Source organism: Nocardia sp. GCM10030253 (assembly GCF_042675075.1).
GTDB lineage: Bacteria > Actinomycetota > Actinomycetes > Mycobacteriales > Mycobacteriaceae > Nocardia.
On sequence record NZ_JBHTDL010000014.1, the window covers coordinates 463,340 to 480,555 of the forward strand.

Below are 17,216 nucleotides of genomic sequence, written 5' to 3' on the forward strand. Positions count from 1 at the left end.
CGCGTCGAACGGGGCCACTTCGGGTTTCCGGCCGAGTGCCGCCCACCACGTGACTCTGCAAGTATTCTTAGGCTAACCTCAGTTGCATGAGCAGAGGATTCAATGGCGTCATAGTCAAGGCGTGGGGCGGCGAGGACTACCGGCTCACAGTGACATCGACCGAAGTGGTTACCGATAAATTCATCCGGCTCGGCTTCGATGCCGGCGGACTGCTCGCCGATCATGCCGTGCATCCCACTCAATGGGTGCGCGTGTGGATTCCGGAGGCGAACAGCGACAAGCTGCACCACCGGGCCTTCACGCTGGTCGACCCCGATCCGGAGGGCGACCGGTTCTCGATGGAATTCGCGCTGCACCACGGCCCCGCTACGGAGTGGGCCCAGAACGCCTCCGTCGGTGACCCTCTCGATGCGAGCGTGCTCGGCTCGAAGTTCGCACTACCCGAGACCGCGCCGAGCGAGTACATCGCCTTCGGCGATACCGCCTCGCTGCCCGCGATCAACTCATTACTCGATGCCATCGGCGACACCCCGGCGCGGGTCTGGCTGGAATGGCAGTACGAATCGGACCGAACCCTGCCGGTGCGCAATAAGCCACACCACCAGGTGACCTGGCTGCAACGTGTCGACAACGGCAGGCTGCTGCGTGAACAGGCGCACGAAATGTCCTGTGCGAAAGACGCGTTCGGCTGGGTGGCCTGCGACGGTCACACCACCCGCTCGATCGTCAAGACCCTCAAGACCACGCACGGACTACCCAAGACCGCGATCAAGTCCCAGGCCTACTGGAAGTAGGTCCAGCGCCGGTACATTTCATCCTCGAGGATGATCCGGATCGCGACCTGGTGGCGACGCGCCGACCGGCATCTTGCGTGATGCTGGTGTCGGCCGTTGCCATCGGTGCCGGACCTGCCAGAACCCACCGGTCGATATGCGGTCGGCTCGGAGATCTTTCGCTGGGTCGACCAGCAGCGACCGTAACCGGCAACCGATTCGGCCGACGATCGGCGCAATGTCGTTGTACAGGCCTGGTATTCGCGGTGGTCCTGTCCCATAGGTGATAACGAGGTGTGGCCACGGGCAGACACCAACGCAATGCCGCCCGTGGCTATTTTCGCCGCAGTTAGACGGAGGCCGGTTCCAAGCGCCATCCGGCTGCCCGGGAGCGTTCGTTCCAGAAGTCGGCGTAGCGGCCTTCCAGCGCCAAAAGTTCATTGTGCGTGCCGCGTTCGACGATGCTTCCACCGTCGAGGAACAGGATCTGGTCGGCGTGCGCGATAGTGGCGAGCCGGTGCGCGACGACGATGACCGTCTTGCCCTTGGTCACTTCGTGCACACCGCGCACGACAACCGCCTCGCTGTGCGGGTCGAGCGCGCTGGTCGCCTCGTCGAGCAACACGATCGGGGCGTCCTTGAGCAGCGCGCGGGCAATCGAAACCCGCTGACGCTCACCACCGGACAGGGCCGCACCTCCCTCACCGACGGCGGTGTCCATGCCATCGGGCAGCCGCTGCACGATCTCGTCGACCCGCGCGGCTGTGGCCGCGCGCCACACCTGCGCATCGGTCGCGTCCGGGTTTCCGATTCGAATGTTCTCGGCCACCGAGCGATTGAACAGATACACGTTCTGGAAGACCAGCGAGAGTTGATCGAGCAGCGTCGCCGACGACTGTTCGCGCACGTCGTGTTCCCCGACCGCGACGCTGCCGGAGTCGGTGTCATAGAACCGTGCGGCCAGCCGCAGCACCGTGGTCTTCCCCGCACCGCTCGGACCGACGATCGCCGTAGTCGTGCCCGCGGGCACGCTGAAGGTGATATCGGTCAGCACCGGCTCGCCAGGGCGGTAGCCGAAGCTCACCTTGTCGAACACAACGGTGGACGCACCCGCCGTCACGGGTGCGGTCGCCTCCGGCAATGCAGGCTCGGCGAACAGGTCGGTCACCCGGTTGACCGCCGCCGTCGCCGCACGCAGGCCATTGGCGAGTAGCGCGGTCTGGTTGAGCGGTTCGATGAATCGGGAGCCCACAGCGATCAGCGCGATCGCCGCAGCCACCGAGATGGCGCCGTCGGTGACCCTGGTGACCACGACATAAGCCAGCACCAGGAAGACGGCCTGCACAAACAGCGTGAAGACGATGAGTCCAGGCACCGCCATGAACAGCATCCGCGACGTCGCCGCTCGCTGCTGGTGCAGCGCGGCATCGAGGGCCCGGTTGCCAACGCCGACGGCGCCGAACGCGCGCAGCACCGTCTGGGACTGCGCGAATTCGACCACCCGCGCGTCGGCTTCGGTCGCCGCGGCGTGCGCCTGCGCATCGGCGCGCGCGTATGCCCGGCCCGCCAGACCGTTCACCAGGAACAGCACGGGCGCCGAGAGCAGCATGCTCAGCGCGATCCGCCAGTCGATCAGCAGCATGCCGATGGCGACTCCGAGCGGAACCACGATGCCGCTCAGCACCTTGGCCACCAAATAGGCCACGGCACCCTGGATTTCGCGCACATTCTCCACGGCCATCCGGGAAAGCGTTCCGGGGCTACGGGTTTCGAACCAGCCCAATGGCAAAGCGTTCAGATGGTCACCGATCCTGGTCTGCAGACCGCGCTGCATTCCGACCGCGATGCGCAGGCCGAGGGCGGCCTGAAGATATCCGAAGATCGCCACCGCGCACACGGCCAGCAGCATCAACAGCGCCCAGGTCCAGGCGCGGCTGATGTCACCGTCGAAAAGTGCCTGCAGCGTCGGCGCCAGCAACAGGTAGGCGACCGCCTGACTGAGCGCCTGCGCAATGATGACGGCGAGCAGTTTCGGCGTCAACGGCGCGAATTCGGCGGGCACCAGCCCGAGCAGTTTGCCGATCATCGAGACCCCTCGCTTCCGGTCAGCGCGACCGCACCCAGCGCCGCCTCGTTGATCTCCCACAGCCGTTGATAGGTGCCGCCCGCCTCGCGCAGGCTCTGATGGTCACCCTGTTCGACCAGGGTTCCGTTTTCCAGCACCAGGATTCGATCGACGCCGGTGATGGTGTGCAGGCGGTGCGCGATCACCAGCACGGTGCGCCCGGCGACCAGTACGGCCAACGCATCCTGCACGGCCGCTTCCGATTCCGGGTCCGCGAAAGCCGTTGCCTCGTCGAGCACCAGCACGGGTCTGTCGGCCAGTAATGCGCGAGCGACGGAAAGCCGCTGCGCCTCACCACCGGACAGACTGGCGTCGAGCCCGATCTCGGAGTCGTAACCGCGCGGCAGCGCCATAATCCGGTCATGGATCTGGGCGGCGCGTGCGGCCCGCTCCAGTGCGGCGTCATCGGCGTCCTCGCGGGCAAGCCGGAGGTTGTCCCGGATGGTGCCGCAGATCAGCCGGACGTCTTGGAAGACGAATCCGACAGTGCGATAGAGCTCGTCGGTGGAGTACTCACGAATATCACGCCCACCGATGGTGATCCGCCCTGACGCCACGTCGTAGAAACGCGGCAGCAGCTTGGCCAGCGTGGACTTACCCGACCCGCTCGGGCCGACCAGCGCGGTCAGGGTGCCCGGCGCCAACTCGAAGCTGACATCGCGCAGCACCTGATGATCGTCGCGGTAGCCGAAACCGACCGATTCGAACCGGACCACTCCGGCTGCGGCCGGATCCGGCGTCGCGCCGTGGCCGGCGGGGAGTTCGGGGGTCTGCTGCAGTTCGTACAGGCGAATCGCCGCGGCGCCTGCGGCGCGCAGTGCCTGTCCGCCGTAGCCGAGACCGAGCAGCGCACCACCCAGCCCGAGGCCGACCAGCAGGAACGGCAGAATATCCAAGGGCGCGAGCCAGTCCAGTCCGACTGCGGCCAATCCGGCGACCACGATGACCACCATCACGAAGACCGGCGCGATCACGATGTCGGAGACAGACTGCAATCGGATCATCGGCGTCTTCCATCGATCCAGGCTGCGGGCCTGACTGTCCACCGCGTCTTGATATGCGGTGTGCGCCTTGCCTGCCTGACCGAACGCACGCACCACCTGGATGCCGTCGACGAATTCGATGGTCGCCTCCTGCGCCCGCTGTTCCCATCGGTTGTAGATGGCGAGCCGGTCGCGGCTGTCCTGATCCATCATCTTGCTCAGCGCGATGGCGTAGGCAACCAACGGGATCAGCAGCACCAGGGTGAGCCGCCAGTCGACGGTGAACAGATAGCCGAGGGTGACTACGGGCACGACAAGCGCGCCGACGAACTCCAGGCGCGCGTGTGCCACCAGATAATGCAGCGCCTCCACATCGTCCTGCAGGTATTTCTTCACCTCGCTGGAGGAACGCTCACCGAACCAGCCGAGCGGCACTCTGGTCAGTTTCGCCGCCAAGAGTCGGCGCAGCGTCAGCTGAAAGCCGGCGTCGACCAGATGCGACCAGGTCAGCGCCGCAGCCTGCAGTAGACCGCGCACGACGAGCACGATCATCGCGACCGACAGCAGTCGCCACACCCGGTCGGTGTCCACCGAATCCGCGAGCAGTTCCCGGCACGCCTCGACGATCAGGATGAACGGCACCACGGCGCACACCGAGGCGATCGCAACAATGATGCTCGCAAGCGTCAGCGTGCGCTGCACGGGCGCGAGGATTTCCTTGCGCGCCAAGGCTTCCTGCTGCTTGCGTACCTTCTGTACCGCTTTGGGCGGCCGGTTCCCCGTCTCCGCCGCCGGTAGCGGCGCGAGCTCCACCGTCATTTGTCCTCGCCTCTCGACCCTTCGTGGGTTCTGCCGGAATCGGCATCATCTTCACACACGAAGGGCCACAAAGGTAGGTTAGGCTAAGTTACCTAAGCCTGCGGGTGGCATCACCTCAGGTCCTGACACCCCCGATCTCGCCACGGGGATCGACAAAATAGGTCAGATGACCTAATTTAATGACATGGACGACGACCTGCAGCTCCGCGACACCGCACCGGTTCTGATCGTCGGCGGCTACGGCACGGTCGGCGCCGAACTCGCGCGGCTGGCCGCACCCCACTGGCCGCTGCTGCTCGCCGGTCGCAACCCGACGCGCGGTGCCGCGCTCGCGGACGAGCTCGGCGCAACTACGTCGCACTGGGATCTCGATAACCCCACCGCCTTTCGCGCGGAAGCAAGGGCCGTTGTCAGCACCGTCAACGATCCGGGCGATCGCGTGCTGCGCGCGGCGGTGCGCGCGGGAATCCCGTACGTCGACATCACCCGGTGGACCGCGCGCCTCACCCGTGCGGCCGTGGTCGCGGCCACGCTACGACCGACCGCCCCGGTGCTGCTTTCATCGAGCTGGATGGGCGGGGTCACCGGGCTGGTCGCGGCCGCACTCGCCGAAAAGGTCGGCGGCGCGACCACCGTCGATATCGCGATTCGGTACGCGCTCGCCGACAGAGCCGGTGCCGACTCCGTCGAATTCATGGACCGGCTCGGTCAGGAATTCGAGGTCGTCGACCGCGGCGTGCGCCGGATGACGATGCCGCTGCGGGATTCCCGACACGTACGTATCGGCGAGACAATGACCCGGGTCGGCCGCATAGATACGCCGGAACAATTCACGCTCCCGCTCACACTGGGCGCCGAAACCGCCGTCACACGAATCGGATTCGATTCGAATGCCGCTTCCACCGCGTTGCTGACCGCGGCCCGGCTCGGCTTCTTCCGCCGCGCGCGCGGTGACCGTTGGCAGTCACTGCGCCGATCGATGCTGTACTCCCCCGGCGACGGCGCCGCCGCCGCGCTGCGGATCGAGGTGAGCGGACCCGACGGCACCCTGTCCGCCACCCTGCGAGATCCCGCGGGGCAGGCGCACCTCACAGCCGTCGGTGCGCTGCTCGGTCTGCGCCGTGTACTTGCCGGGGACGCACCGGTCGGCGTCTCTTTCCCGGAATCCACCTCTCGGCCACAGAATTCGCTCGACCTGCTGCGGCAGTACGGCGTCGACATCGAGATCGCATGATGGCCCGGCGCTATGCCGCGGGCGCCGCCCGTCGAGACGCACTACTCGACGCCGCAGAACAGTTGCTGACCACCGTCGGCTACGCCCAGACCTCGATGCGCGCCGTCGCCGCCGCCGCCGACGTCCGCATCGGCCATCTCCAGCACTACTTTCCGAACCGCGCCGAGCTGATCCGCGCAGTCCTCGAGCGCGTCCTCACCCGCTCGCACGCCGAACTCGCCGAGGTCACCGACCCGGAAACCGCTGTGACATACCTGCTCTCGGAACACGACAACAGTTCCTCGGTTCGACTATTCGTCGAGATCTGGGCAATCGCCGCCGCCGAACCGGCGATCCGAGATGTCGTGACGGCGTTCTACGCCGAATACACCCACCAGGTAGCCGAATTCATCCGAAACCACCGCCCCGACTCGGATGCGGCAACCACGCGCGCCCGAGCGGAAACATTCGTCACACTCATGGAGGGCGCGGCACTCATGCGCTCGGGCATCGCGGCCCACCGATCCGTCAGCACCGACGCCATCCTCCGAAAAACCGCAATCGCTCTGCTGACCGGCGCCTGACGGCACCACCCGCCCCGCACCCGGAGATGAACGGGCGGGATATCGGAAGGTGGTTGTTGCACCGGAGTACTCGTTTCGTCCATACACGAAAACTATGCCGGACCCCATGATTTCCGATGTTCGACGTGATGCGGAAGCTCATGTGAACGGCGGACCATCCCACCTACCCGCATCGGCGAATCTCGCTATCTTTTCCACCCATAGCAATGCGACCCAACGGGATTCGATCATCGCCGATCGTCGCGTGAAATCGGTCGCGAATATCAGTAGGTGGAGTTGTGAAAATGTTCGTTACGCAAATCATTTCGACCATTGCCGATTGCCGGACCGATCCGGGCGAGCTCACCGCCGACCAAGCGCATCGCGCGATGCAGGTGCACCTGTCCTGCGGCGTGGATGTCTGCAAGGTTCGCCGCAGGGCGCGCCGGACTCTGGTGGAAGCCCGCCTGATGGTGCTCGACGAGCGCGCGGAACCGTAGCCCGGGCTCGGGCGGAATCGACAAGGGTGCCGCGGTGTTACCTACCGTCATGACCACCACGGAATCCGATCGCTCCACGCCCGTCGTCGATACCAGCACCGAGTTCGGCGCCAAGGTCGCCGCCCGCCTTGACAGCGAACAAGTCATCTGGCTGACCACCGTCGGCGCCAGCGGAACCCCACAACCGAACCCGGTCTGGTTCCGCTGGGACGGCGAGGAGTTTCTGTTCTTCAGTCAGGCCGACAAGCCCAAGTTGCGCAATATCGCCCGTAATCCGCGGGTCTCGTTGAACCTCAACGCGACCGAAACCGGCGGCAATGTCGTAATACTCACCGGCACCGCGCGCATCGATGAATCCGGCGCCACCACCGCGGAAATCGCCGCGTATACCGAGAAATACGCCCGGGGTCTGGTTGATATCGCGATGACCGACGAAGAGTTCTACGCCGAATACTCCGTCGCGGTCCGGGTCAAGCCCGACCGTCTTCGCGGCTTCTGATCCACAAACCCGGCATCGGCGTCCGAGGCTGTTGAGCGACCCGACTATTGTCATTCTCGATGAGAAGGAGGCAGCAGCCGCCGTTGCCCAAACGGCACGGCCTGGATCCGGCCCGCCTCCGCCTGCCGGAGGAGGGTCACTGGGCGACCGTTCGTGACCATCTGGTCGAGCGACTGCCCCGGGTGGCCGCGGCCAGAATCGATCAGCTGCTACGCGAAGGCGGCATCGTCGATCTCACGGGTCCGCTCGCACCCGACGCACCGTATGTCCCCGGTGGCGCGGTGTGGTTTCACCGCGATCTGCCCGACGAGACCACAGTGCCGTTCGATATCACCATCGTGCATCGCGACGACGACCTGCTCGTGGTGGACAAACCACACTTCCTTGCGACCATTCCGCGTGGCCAGCACATCTTGCAGACCGCGCTGGTCCGGTTGCGCCGCGAGCTCGACCTGCCCGATCTCATACCCGCCCATCGGCTCGATCGCGTCACCGCCGGGCTGATTCTGTTCGTCGCCAATCCGGCCCGGCGCGGGGCGTATCAGACAATGTTTCACAAGCGCACTGTCCGCAAGGAATACGAAGCGATCGCGCCGTTCGATCCTGAGCTCGACCTGCCGCGCACGGTGCGCAGCCGCATCATCAAGGAAAAGCAGGTGCTCGTCGCACAGGAAGTGCCAGGTGAGCCCAATGCCGAGACGCGGATCGAACTGCTGCAGCACCGGGACGGACTCGGCCGCTATCGGCTGCGCCCGCTGACCGGCCGCACCCACCAACTGCGGCTGCATATGAACGGTCTCGGCATCCCGATCCTCGGCGACGATTTCTACCCGGTACTCACCGACAAACCGGTGGACGATTTCACCCGGCCGCTGCAATTGCTCGCCTCGACGCTCGAGTTCACCGACCCGATCACGGGTGCCGCACGCCGCTTCGAAACCACGCGCAGCCTGCAGGCCTGGACCGAGCCGGAAGAATGGGCCGGCCGACGACCCTGAAGTCAGCCGGCCCAGCGCCCGACACGGTGGCTCAGGCCGCGCCGGGCGCGGCTTTCAGGACCCCATGAAGCCGAGCGGTCCCGCACCACAGGTGGCACTGCCGGTCAGGGTCGGCTCGCCGACGTTCACCTTGATCTCGTAGGCGAGGCCCTGCAGGGCGGCGCGGGTGTGGGTACCCGACTTCTGTGGCTTCCACAGCGCGTTGTCGTAGAAAGAAAAACTGAAACACGTTACAGTCAGATGAGTCACAGGGCATTCCCTCGTTGACATGGATCCGTACACTGGGCCGGGTGCTTCAACAGGACCTCGAGGAAGCGGCCCCACCCCGCCACAAATTGCATGCGTACATCGACGTGGCCGTCGTCGTGGTTGTCCTGGCAGGTACCAATCTGATCGCCCACTTCACCACGGCATGGGCCAGCATCGTGACCGTCCCGGTCGCCGCCGTCGTACTGCTCGCGCTGGTTCGACGGCGCGGACTCGGCTGGTCCGAACTGGGCCTCTCGCCACGGCACTGGCGGCGCGGCTCGATCTACGCGCTGGCCGCCGTCGGCCTGGTGCTTGCCGTCGTCGCCATCGGCGCGGCACTGCCGATGACTCGCCCGTTCTTCCTCGCCGACCGCTACGCCACCATCTCCGGCGCGTTGATCGCCTCGATGATCGTGATCCCGCTGCAGACGGTGATCCCCGAGGAACTGGCATTCCGCGGCGTCCTGCACGGCACCCTCGATCGCGTCTACGGCGCACGGGGTGTCTTCGCGGCCGGCTCACTGCTGTTCGGTATGTGGCACATCGCCTCGTCGCTCGGCCTGACTTCCAGTAACCGGGGACTGAGCGGATTCGTCGGCGGCGGCGTGGTCGGACAGATCGTCGGCATCGTGCTCGCCGTCGTGGCCACCGCCGCCGCGGGCGTGGTCTTCACCTGGCTGCGCCGCCGTAGCGGCAGCCTGCTCGCCCCGATCGCGCTGCACTGGTCGGTCAACGGCGCAGGCGCCCTCGCGGCCGCGATCGTCTGGCACACGACGCTGAGCTGATCACGCTAGATTGCGAAGATGCCCCTCGGACATCTCGGCATCAACGTCGGCAATCTCGTTGCGGCCCATGCCTATTACGACGAATTGATGCCGCTGCTCGACTACGAGCCACTGCTGCGCGACGACACCCAATTCGCTTACCGGCCCGGCAGCGGCAAAGTAGGCACTTTCCTCTTCTTCTACCCCGCCGAATCCACCAGCTATTCCCGCACCCACCCCGGACTCCAGCACCTGGCATTCATGGTCCCCACCCGTGCCGCGGTTGATCGCGTGCACACGTGGGCCACTACCCGCGGGGATGAAATCATCCACGCCCCACAGGAATTCCCCCAGTACCCGCCGCCGTATTACGCCACATTCTGGACCGGGCCCGACGGCGTCATGCTGGAAGCGGTCTGCCACAAGAACGCCTGACGCGGCGACCGTTCGCTCCGATGATTCGAGCGGACGGCCGTTTTCGATTCGAGCACTTGTTCGAGCATCGGCATTGACCTCGGGGAGATGTCGGTTTAGTCTCACTGCGATCACACATATGTTCGAGCAAGTAGGTCTCACGGCATGACACCTGCCCCTGGGAAGGCTCGCGATGCGCGACGGACAGTCGACCAATAATTCCGAAATCGCCGGTTCCGAAATCGCCGCATTGGCGCAGCGAGTTGCCGAAGCACGTGGCAAATTGCCGTTGCAGCACGATGCGGCGCTGCTGGCGGTGCTGTCGGATACGGAGATCGCGGCAGAACGTGAACTCGCGGAATGGGTTCGGGCCCAGCGGCGCGGGCAGCGGCGGCGGGCGGTCGAGGACGAACTCGCGGCCGAGGAGCGCGACCGGCGCACCGCGGCCGCCATCCGAAAGGCGGAGGATGCCGACGCACGATGGCATCGGCGTGCGCTGGCGGCGCGGCGACGGGTGTCGAATCAGGATGCGCGACTTGCGCAGCTGTACCGGCGCGCGGAATGGTCGTCGCGGGCGCTGATCGCGGTCGTGGTGCTCGGCATGGTGTGGGCCGGGGTGAACGTGCAGCACAACCTGGTGCCGAGCGGCGACATGACCGACCCGCTCTACTGGTTGAGCTACGGCATCGAGGCGATGATCTCGATCCCGATCATCACCATCATGGTCGCCGCGACGACGGCCGCCCGGTGGGGTCGTGAACTCGCCCGCGGCAAAGTCATCTTCTTCGAGACCGCACTGCTCGGTACCACCATCGCACTGAACGCGGGCCCGCATCTGGCCGCGGGTGCGCTCGGCCGCGCCGCCGAATACGCGATCGCGCCGGTCATGGTCGGCGTCGTAATCTGGCTGCATGCTTGGGTATCCGCCCGCTACGCGCTGTTGATCGACAGCGCACCGGTAGTCGAGTCGAACGATTTGCCGAGCATTCAGCCGAGTCACCGAGTCGCTTCCGACGTCCCGGTCGCGGCGATCCCCCGGGACGAGCCCACCGACCTGCTGGAATTGCTCGCGGCGCGGGATATCGAATCGATCGTCGATCCGGTTCCCGTGCCGGGTTTCGCCGAGCCGGACAACCGCAACGGCGCAACCACCGCCGAGATGCCGGTCGGTTATCCGCTGCACGCGGTGCCGCTCACTCGACGCAACGGCGAAGAGCACGCGGGCACGATCGCCGACACGCCGTCGACCGACGCTCGGACGAACTCCGACAACGTGGAGCACCATTCGACGGCCGAATCACCCACCGCCCAAGCGCAGTCCGACAACCGCACCGACCGCGGCACGAGCAACGGTCGTCCGGTAAACGGCGTAGGCCAACACCCGGATGATCGCCGGAAACAGCAGCCACGCAGCCACACCGAACCCGAGGTGAGCAGCGAACGGCCGGGTACCGGCCAGCGCCCGCCCCAGGCGGACCGCCCGAAACAGCAGCCACGCAACCACACCGAGCCCAGCGCGAGCGCCGAGCCGGACGACGAGCGCCGCAATTCCGTCGATGTGATCAACGAAGCCGTCCAAGCCCTTTCCGCCGACACCATCCTGTCCGAGAGCGACGACATGGTCGCCGAACTCGACGACGTCGAGGTGTGGGCAGTAGCAAGGGAAATCGCGGAACGCGGTCTCTCCGCACTCCCGGTCGAACAGCTCGCCGAAATCCTCATCCTCGCCGACCAATCGTGGACTCCGACCAGCATCGGCAACGAGGTCGGGCTGTCGCGCACCGCGGTCTCCCGAGTGCTCGAATCCGCCCGCAAGGTCCGCCGCCCCTACGCAGTCAGCTGATCGGGCAGTCAGCTGATCGGGCAGTCAGCTGATCGGGCCGTCAGCCGCATTCGAACACAACGCCTCCATCTACCGACACCCAGACGTCGGCGCGCACCCTGGCGACGGCTCCATCCGGAACACTTTCGCCGAGACGCGAAAAGGGCCGCCCGCTCGAATGTTCCGAGCGAACAGCCCTTTCGTCGACGGTTACCGGCGCCACTCCCCGGTGTTCGACCAGCCCGAGTTCGATCCGCTAGCAGCCGAGACCTGCTGGATGTCGTCTCGGTGCGGGGCGTAATAGCCGTCGGAGGACCGGCTCGCGCCGTCCTGCTCCACTCCCCGGTCGCCATGACCCGGCCACCAGGCGCGGTGGCCGAGCAGCGCGGTGATCGCCGGGGTGAAGAACATCGCCATGACGAAGGCGGCGATGGCGATGCCGACCGAGATGGCGAAACCCATCTGGGACAGCACGTTGTTGCCCGCCAACATCATCGAGGCGAACGTGCCTGCGAGGATGACGCCCGCCGCGGCGATGGTCGGACCCGTGTGGTGCACGCCGAGCGCGGCGGCCTGGCGTGGGTCGCGACCCTCACGGGCCTCTTCCCGCAACCGAGCGACCATCAGGATGTTGTAGTCGGTACCGAGCGCGACCACGAACAGATACATGATCACCGGCAGGGTGAAGATCAGGCCCGAATTGCCTTGGAAGTGCTGGAAAACCAGCACCGCAGCGCCGAGAGTCGCGGCGAATCCGAGGAATACCGAGGCCATCAGGTACCACGGGGCGACCACGCTGCGCAGTAGCAGCGCGAGCACGATCATGATCAGAATCGCCGCGACCGGGAACACAATGGTGTAGTCGCGGTTCATCGCCTCCTGGAAGTCGACGTAGACCGAGGTGATACCACCCACGACGGCTGTCGTGCCCGCCGGTGCGGCGGCGTGTGCGGTGTCCCGCAACGGACCACGAACTGTCTCGAGCGCGGCATCCGATTCCGGCGCGGAACTGAGCGTCACCTGGAATGCGGCGATGGCACCATCACTCGACGGCAGCGGCTCCGATACCTGACCCACTCCCGGTACACCGGCCAGCGCGGCACGGTAGTCCGTGAGCTGCGCGGAGGTCAGCGCGCCGCCCTCCGAGCGCAGCAGCACATCCGAGGGCTGGGTAGCTCCCGCAGGCATGCCCTTGAGCAATTCCTTGCTGTAGACCGTGGATTCGGAGGTGTCCGATGTCGAACCCGAGCTGAGGTCGAATGTCGGATTGAATCCGAAGGCGAACACGCCGAGCGCGACCAGCACACCACCGGAGACCACGGCGAACGCACCGGGACGACGCCCGAGCGCTGCGCCGACCGCGGCGAACCGCGCACCCTTCGGCTCCGCCTGCCACGCCTTCGACGGCCAGAACACCTTGGTGCCGAGCAGCGAAACGATCGCGGGAACGAGGGTCAGTCCGGCGGCCAGCGCGACCGTGACCGCGATCGCCAGCGCCGGGCCGAGCGCACGGAACATGCCGAGGCTCGACAGTGTCAGCGCCATGAACGCGATGATCACCGCGCCCGCCGCCGAGGTGATCGCCTCACCGACACGGGTGACGGCGGAGACCATTGCGGTCTTCGGATCCTCGCCCGCCCGCAGCCGTTCGCGGTAGCGGAACATCAGGAACAGGATGTAGTCGGTACCGACACCGAACAGTACGACCAGCAGGATGGAGTTGACCGAACTGTCCACTTTGAGGTCGAAAGCCTTGCTGACCATGGCAATCAAGCCGCCGACGGTGCTGGAGACCCCGCCGATCACGATGATCGGCAGCAGCGCGATCACCGGGCTGCGGAAGATGATCAGCAGCAGCACCAGAATCAACACGACGGTGGCGATGCCGATGATGGCCATGCCCTTCTCGCTGGATTCCGTCTGGTCCAATGTCTGCGCCGCCTGGCCGGTGATGCCTGCCTTCAGGTCCGTGCCCTTGACCTGCGCTTGCAGTGCGTCACGTAGCGCCTTGACCGCGTCGGACTGGGTTGTGTCGCCCGCAGTCGTGACCTTCGTCATCTGCACTGCGGCGATCTGCACCAGGCGATTCTCCGCGGGCGGGACAGCCTGGATTCCGGTGACGTCCTTGATCTTTTCGTCACCGAGCTTCGCCGCGATCCCCGCGATCATGGCCGAATTCTCGTCGTTCAGCGGTGCACCGTCGTCCCGGACAAATACCAGGATCGCCGCCGGTGCCGCGCTCTGCGGGAATGCCTTCTGCTGCAACTGCATCGCTTGAATCGACTCGTAATGCGATGGCAGGAATTCTGATTGGTCGGTGGTCGAGGTGAGTTTCGGTGCCGAGACCACCACCGCGATCGCGATGAGCAGCCACGCGCCGATCACCTTCCACGGGTGGTGAACGACGAGGCGTCCCAGTCGAGCGAACATGTCGGAGAGTTCCTTTCGAGATCTGAACGATCAGATCCGGGTAGTTCAGACGTCGAGGTCTTGGGAATACGGGTGCGCTGCCACGTCGACGAGTGTGCGGTAGATCTTCTCCGGCACCCGGTCCCGCAACTGCTCGAGCGAGTCGACCACCTCGACGGTGAAGTCACCCCAGCTCAGCTCATCGGCGCCGACCATGCCGCGCCAGTTCTTCCAGTTCTTCCAGTCTTTGAACCAGTCGGTCGACTCGGCGAGGTCCGACCATTCGGACCGGTGAACCTGCACCACGTACTTGCCCTTGCGGCTCAGATAGACCCGTACCGTCTCGATTGCGACCTTGCTGTATTGCCGCGATTCCCCCACCAGCCGCCCGAAAAAGCGCTGCTGCCGAGCACCACCGGGCCCAACCTTCAGCACCACCTCACCGAACTCCCCCGCAGCGCCTTTTTGCAGGTCGATCCCGCTCGCCGCGGACTGCTCCTCGGACGAGACGTCTGCAGTGCTGGACAGCTGCCGCGTATCAGTGGACATGATCCCCTCATTTCATAAACGAATGCGCATATACGCATCGAAGTACCGGCGCCGGCACCCCATTCGGTTCCGTCGCAGCTGGTCGATCTTCCGCTCTCCGGCTATGCCGACCCTCGAATATGGCCCAGCATTCCGTCTGGACTCACTATAAGTAGATGTATACGTATAACGCAAGACGGCCGCGAGATTCGACGCCGCCGAGGCCGTTCGCATGGCGCGGCGGCGGTCCATCGCGTTTCGCGCTGAGCCTTACGTGAACTTCCCGGACACTTGCCGCGCAGGCTCATACTCACCCGCTGTATGACGCTTCGCCGCGACGCCGACCAGCGCTGCCAAGCCCACACCGAGTCCGAGCCCGAGGGCTGCCGCCGACCCGAAGCCTGCCGGGAATCCGCCCGCGTCGATGGCGACACCGGCCATGGAGCTACCGATGCCGTTGCCGAGGGTCATTGCGGCCCCGTGCCAGCCGATCGCCTCGCCGCGGGCGGCCTCGGGGACGACCCGGCTCAGCTGATCGACGGAGGCGATAAGTGTTGGCGCGCAGAGGAGTCCGGCGACGAAGCCTGTTACGGCAAGAGAGGTGGGACCGCTGACAAAGGCCATCGGGACGGTGACAGCGCCGAGTCCGGCGAGCAGGACGTAGGTCGAGATCGTGCGGTGCAGTGCGCCGTAAACGAGACCGCCGACCAACGAACCGAGACCCCAGCAGGCCATGACCACGCCGAGCCACTGCTGCGCGTCGAACTCTCGCATGGCGGAAACGAAAGTCAGTTCGGAGGCCGCGAGTACCGATATGGCCGTGCTGGCGCCGACACACAGCGCGACGAATTCGATCCGGAACCACGCACGTCGCGGAGTGGGGGTGGTGCGCCCCTCGGCCGCCGTCGATCGCAGCGGCGGGTTCAGCAACCACACCAGAAGGCCCGCCAGCACCAGAAACATCTGCACACAGAACAACACGACCGTTGTCGACCAGATGGCGGTGGCCGCGACTCCGAGCACCGGCCCGATCATGAAGGCGACTTCGACCGACACCGATTCCAACGCGAGCGCGGGCTGGCGATCGTCCTCGGTGGTCGCCGCGATAACTGCCTGGCGGACCACGGTGAAGACAGGGATGTCGAAAAGTCCGGCGACCGCGGCGAGCACGAGTAATGGCACGTAGTCGACGAACGGCGCGAACGACCAGCACACCGCCCCGACCACTATGGATGGCAAGATCGTGCGGCGCAGCCCGAACCGATCGAGCAGCCTGCCGCGCCACGGCCCGCTCAGCGCGATGCAGACGGTGACGACTGTGCTGAGCGCACCGGCCTGGACATAGGAGCCGTGCAGCGTCTGCACGACATGCAGCGCGAGCAACACGGCCCCGGCGAAGAACGGGATTCGGACCAGCGCCCCGAGCAGCAGCACGTTGCGCACCGCGGAGCTGGAAAGGACCTCCCGATAGGACCGCACCCAACCGAGCCTTCACGCTACTCGGCCGATGCGCCAGCAATTTTCCACCGCCGAGGGGGTATCGAAAAAAATTGTTCGGCAACGACGACGAAGGCCCACCTCCCAGATGGGAAGTGGGCCTTCGACTTGTGAACTCAGAGTCTCGAGATGAGGCTTACTTGGCCTTCTCGAGGACCTCGACCAGACGCCAGCGCTTGGTGGCCGACAGCGGACGGGTCTCCATCAGCTGAACGCGGTCACCGATACCGGCGATCTCGTTCTCGTCATGCGCCTTCACCTTGGAGGTGGTGCGAATGATCTTGCCGTAGAGCTTGTGCCGGTTACGGTCTTCCAGCTCGACGACGATCGTCTTGTTCATCTTGTCCGAGACAACGTAGCCGACACGTACCTTGCGGCTGTTGCGCTCTTCCTGCTTCTCGCTCATGCCGCATCTCCCTTGCCAGCGGGTGCCGTGGCCAGACCGAGCTCGCGCTCACGCATGACCGTGTAGATCCGCGCGATCTCGTGACGAACGACGCGCAGCCGACGGTTGTTGTCCAGCTGACCCGTCGCCATTTGGAAGCGCAGGTTGAACAGCTCTTCCTTCGACTCACGCAGGCGGGCGACGAGCTCCTCTTCGGTGAGCTCGCGGAGCTCTGCGGCCGGTGTTCCGGTAGCCATCAGAACTGCTCCTCCCTTGTCACGATCCTGCACTTCATCGGGAGCTTGTGCATCGCGCGACGCAGGGCCTCGCGAGCGGTCTCCTCATTGGGGTAACTCATTTCGAACATCACGCGACCGGGCTTGACGTTCGCGATCCACCACTCCGGCGAACCCTTACCGGAACCCATGCGGGTCTCGGCAGGCTTCTTGGTGAGCGGGCGATCCGGGTAGATGTTGATCCAGATCTTGCCGCCACGCTTGATGTGGCGGGTCATCGCGATACGAGCCGACTCGATCTGCCGGTTGGTGACGTAGGCGGGCTCGAGAGCCTGGATGCCGTATTCACCGAACGCGACCGAGGTGCCGCCCTTTGCCATTCCGGAACGACCCGGGTGATGCTGCTTCCGGTGCTTGACCTTCCGAGGCATCAACATGC

General features: G+C 65.5%; 18 protein-coding genes. 9 read left to right on the forward strand and 9 right to left on the reverse strand.

Features of this window, described 5'->3' with window-relative positions:
• Window positions 1–86 precede the first annotated feature (86 nt).
• A complete protein-coding gene (locus tag ACFQZZ_RS31530; RefSeq protein WP_378687926.1) occupies window positions 87–794 on the forward strand; it encodes a siderophore-interacting protein in 708 nt (235 codons plus the stop codon).
• A 328-nt stretch (window positions 795–1,122) separates the two neighbouring features.
• Here the strand turns inward: ACFQZZ_RS31530 and ACFQZZ_RS31535 are convergent, their stop codons facing one another.
• Together ACFQZZ_RS31535 and ACFQZZ_RS31540 are read right to left on the reverse strand one after the other, a co-directional pair.
• On the reverse strand, window positions 1,123–2,859 hold the full coding sequence (locus tag ACFQZZ_RS31535; RefSeq protein WP_378687929.1) for an ABC transporter ATP-binding protein: 1,737 nt from the start codon (window positions 2,857–2,859) through the stop codon (window positions 1,123–1,125).
• Window positions 2,856–4,700, reverse strand: a complete 1,845-nt coding sequence (locus tag ACFQZZ_RS31540) for an ABC transporter ATP-binding protein (protein WP_378687933.1) — start codon at window positions 4,698–4,700, stop codon at window positions 2,856–2,858. Before ACFQZZ_RS31540 ends, ACFQZZ_RS31535 begins: the two co-directional genes overlap by 4 nt.
• A gap of 184 nt (window positions 4,701–4,884) precedes the next feature.
• Between ACFQZZ_RS31540 and ACFQZZ_RS31545 the strand changes: the two genes are divergently transcribed.
• The 5 genes from ACFQZZ_RS31545 to ACFQZZ_RS31565 all read left to right on the forward strand — a co-directional run bounded on the left by ACFQZZ_RS31545 (window position 4,885) and on the right by ACFQZZ_RS31565 (window position 8,473).
• On the forward strand, window positions 4,885–5,934 hold the full coding sequence (locus tag ACFQZZ_RS31545; protein WP_378687935.1) for a saccharopine dehydrogenase: 1,050 nt from the start codon (window positions 4,885–4,887) through the stop codon (window positions 5,932–5,934).
• Complete coding sequence (locus ACFQZZ_RS31550; RefSeq protein ID WP_378687938.1) at window positions 5,931–6,497, forward strand: TetR/AcrR family transcriptional regulator; 567 nt, start codon at window positions 5,931–5,933, stop codon at window positions 6,495–6,497. Before ACFQZZ_RS31545 ends, ACFQZZ_RS31550 begins: the two co-directional genes overlap by 4 nt.
• Before the next feature lie 284 nt (window positions 6,498–6,781).
• A complete protein-coding gene (locus ACFQZZ_RS31555; RefSeq protein WP_378687941.1) occupies window positions 6,782–6,976 on the forward strand; it encodes a hypothetical protein in 195 nt (64 codons plus the stop codon).
• A 49-nt stretch (window positions 6,977–7,025) separates the two neighbouring features.
• A complete protein-coding gene (locus tag ACFQZZ_RS31560; RefSeq protein ID WP_378687944.1) occupies window positions 7,026–7,475 on the forward strand; it encodes a TIGR03667 family PPOX class F420-dependent oxidoreductase in 450 nt (149 codons plus the stop codon).
• A gap of 59 nt (window positions 7,476–7,534) precedes the next feature.
• Window positions 7,535–8,473: an RluA family pseudouridine synthase gene (locus tag ACFQZZ_RS31565; protein ID WP_378687945.1), complete on the forward strand. Its 939-nt coding sequence runs from the start codon at window positions 7,535–7,537 to the stop codon at window positions 8,471–8,473.
• 54 nt (window positions 8,474–8,527) lie between these two features.
• Here the strand turns inward: ACFQZZ_RS31565 and ACFQZZ_RS31570 are convergent, their stop codons facing one another.
• Window positions 8,528–8,722 (reverse strand): hypothetical protein, encoded by a 195-nt coding sequence (locus ACFQZZ_RS31570; protein ID WP_378687947.1) that lies wholly within the window; start codon window positions 8,720–8,722, stop codon window positions 8,528–8,530.
• Between the two features lie 41 nt (window positions 8,723–8,763).
• Here ACFQZZ_RS31570 and ACFQZZ_RS31575 point away from each other — a divergent pair, with 41 nt between their 5' ends.
• The 3 genes from ACFQZZ_RS31575 to ACFQZZ_RS31585 all read left to right on the forward strand — a co-directional run bounded on the left by ACFQZZ_RS31575 (window position 8,764) and on the right by ACFQZZ_RS31585 (window position 11,743).
• On the forward strand, window positions 8,764–9,507 hold the full coding sequence (locus ACFQZZ_RS31575) for a CPBP family intramembrane glutamic endopeptidase (protein WP_378687950.1): 744 nt from the start codon (window positions 8,764–8,766) through the stop codon (window positions 9,505–9,507).
• 18 nt (window positions 9,508–9,525) lie between these two features.
• A complete protein-coding gene (locus ACFQZZ_RS31580; RefSeq protein ID WP_378687953.1) occupies window positions 9,526–9,921 on the forward strand; it encodes a VOC family protein in 396 nt (131 codons plus the stop codon).
• 172 nt (window positions 9,922–10,093) lie between these two features.
• Window positions 10,094–11,743, forward strand: coding sequence for a hypothetical protein (locus ACFQZZ_RS31585; RefSeq protein WP_378687956.1), 1,650 nt, complete (start codon window positions 10,094–10,096; stop codon window positions 11,741–11,743).
• Between the two features lie 189 nt (window positions 11,744–11,932).
• Here the strand turns inward: ACFQZZ_RS31585 and ACFQZZ_RS31590 are convergent, their stop codons facing one another.
• From ACFQZZ_RS31590 to rplP, 6 genes are all read right to left on the reverse strand, one after another.
• Window positions 11,933–14,152 (reverse strand): MMPL family transporter, encoded by a 2,220-nt coding sequence (locus ACFQZZ_RS31590; RefSeq protein WP_378687958.1) that lies wholly within the window; start codon window positions 14,150–14,152, stop codon window positions 11,933–11,935.
• Window positions 14,153–14,197: 45 nt separating this feature from the next.
• On the reverse strand, window positions 14,198–14,680 hold the full coding sequence (locus tag ACFQZZ_RS31595) for an EXLDI protein (RefSeq protein ID WP_378687960.1): 483 nt from the start codon (window positions 14,678–14,680) through the stop codon (window positions 14,198–14,200).
• 249 nt (window positions 14,681–14,929) lie between these two features.
• Window positions 14,930–16,138 carry an MFS transporter gene (locus tag ACFQZZ_RS31600; protein ID WP_378687963.1) on the reverse strand — a complete coding sequence of 403 codons (1,209 nt, stop codon included), beginning with the start codon at window positions 16,136–16,138 and terminating at the stop codon, window positions 14,930–14,932.
• 154 nt (window positions 16,139–16,292) lie between these two features.
• Window positions 16,293–16,562 (reverse strand): 30S ribosomal protein S17, encoded by a 270-nt coding sequence (gene rpsQ, locus ACFQZZ_RS31605; protein ID WP_378687966.1) that lies wholly within the window; start codon window positions 16,560–16,562, stop codon window positions 16,293–16,295.
• A complete protein-coding gene (rpmC, locus tag ACFQZZ_RS31610) occupies window positions 16,559–16,798 on the reverse strand; it encodes a 50S ribosomal protein L29 (protein ID WP_328409156.1) in 240 nt (79 codons plus the stop codon). The genes rpsQ and rpmC overlap by 4 nt, the downstream gene beginning before the upstream one ends.
• Window positions 16,798–17,214 (reverse strand): 50S ribosomal protein L16, encoded by a 417-nt coding sequence (gene rplP, locus ACFQZZ_RS31615; RefSeq protein ID WP_067519522.1) that lies wholly within the window; start codon window positions 17,212–17,214, stop codon window positions 16,798–16,800. Before rplP ends, rpmC begins: the two co-directional genes overlap by 1 nt.
• Between the last annotated feature and the right edge of the window lie 2 nt (window positions 17,215–17,216).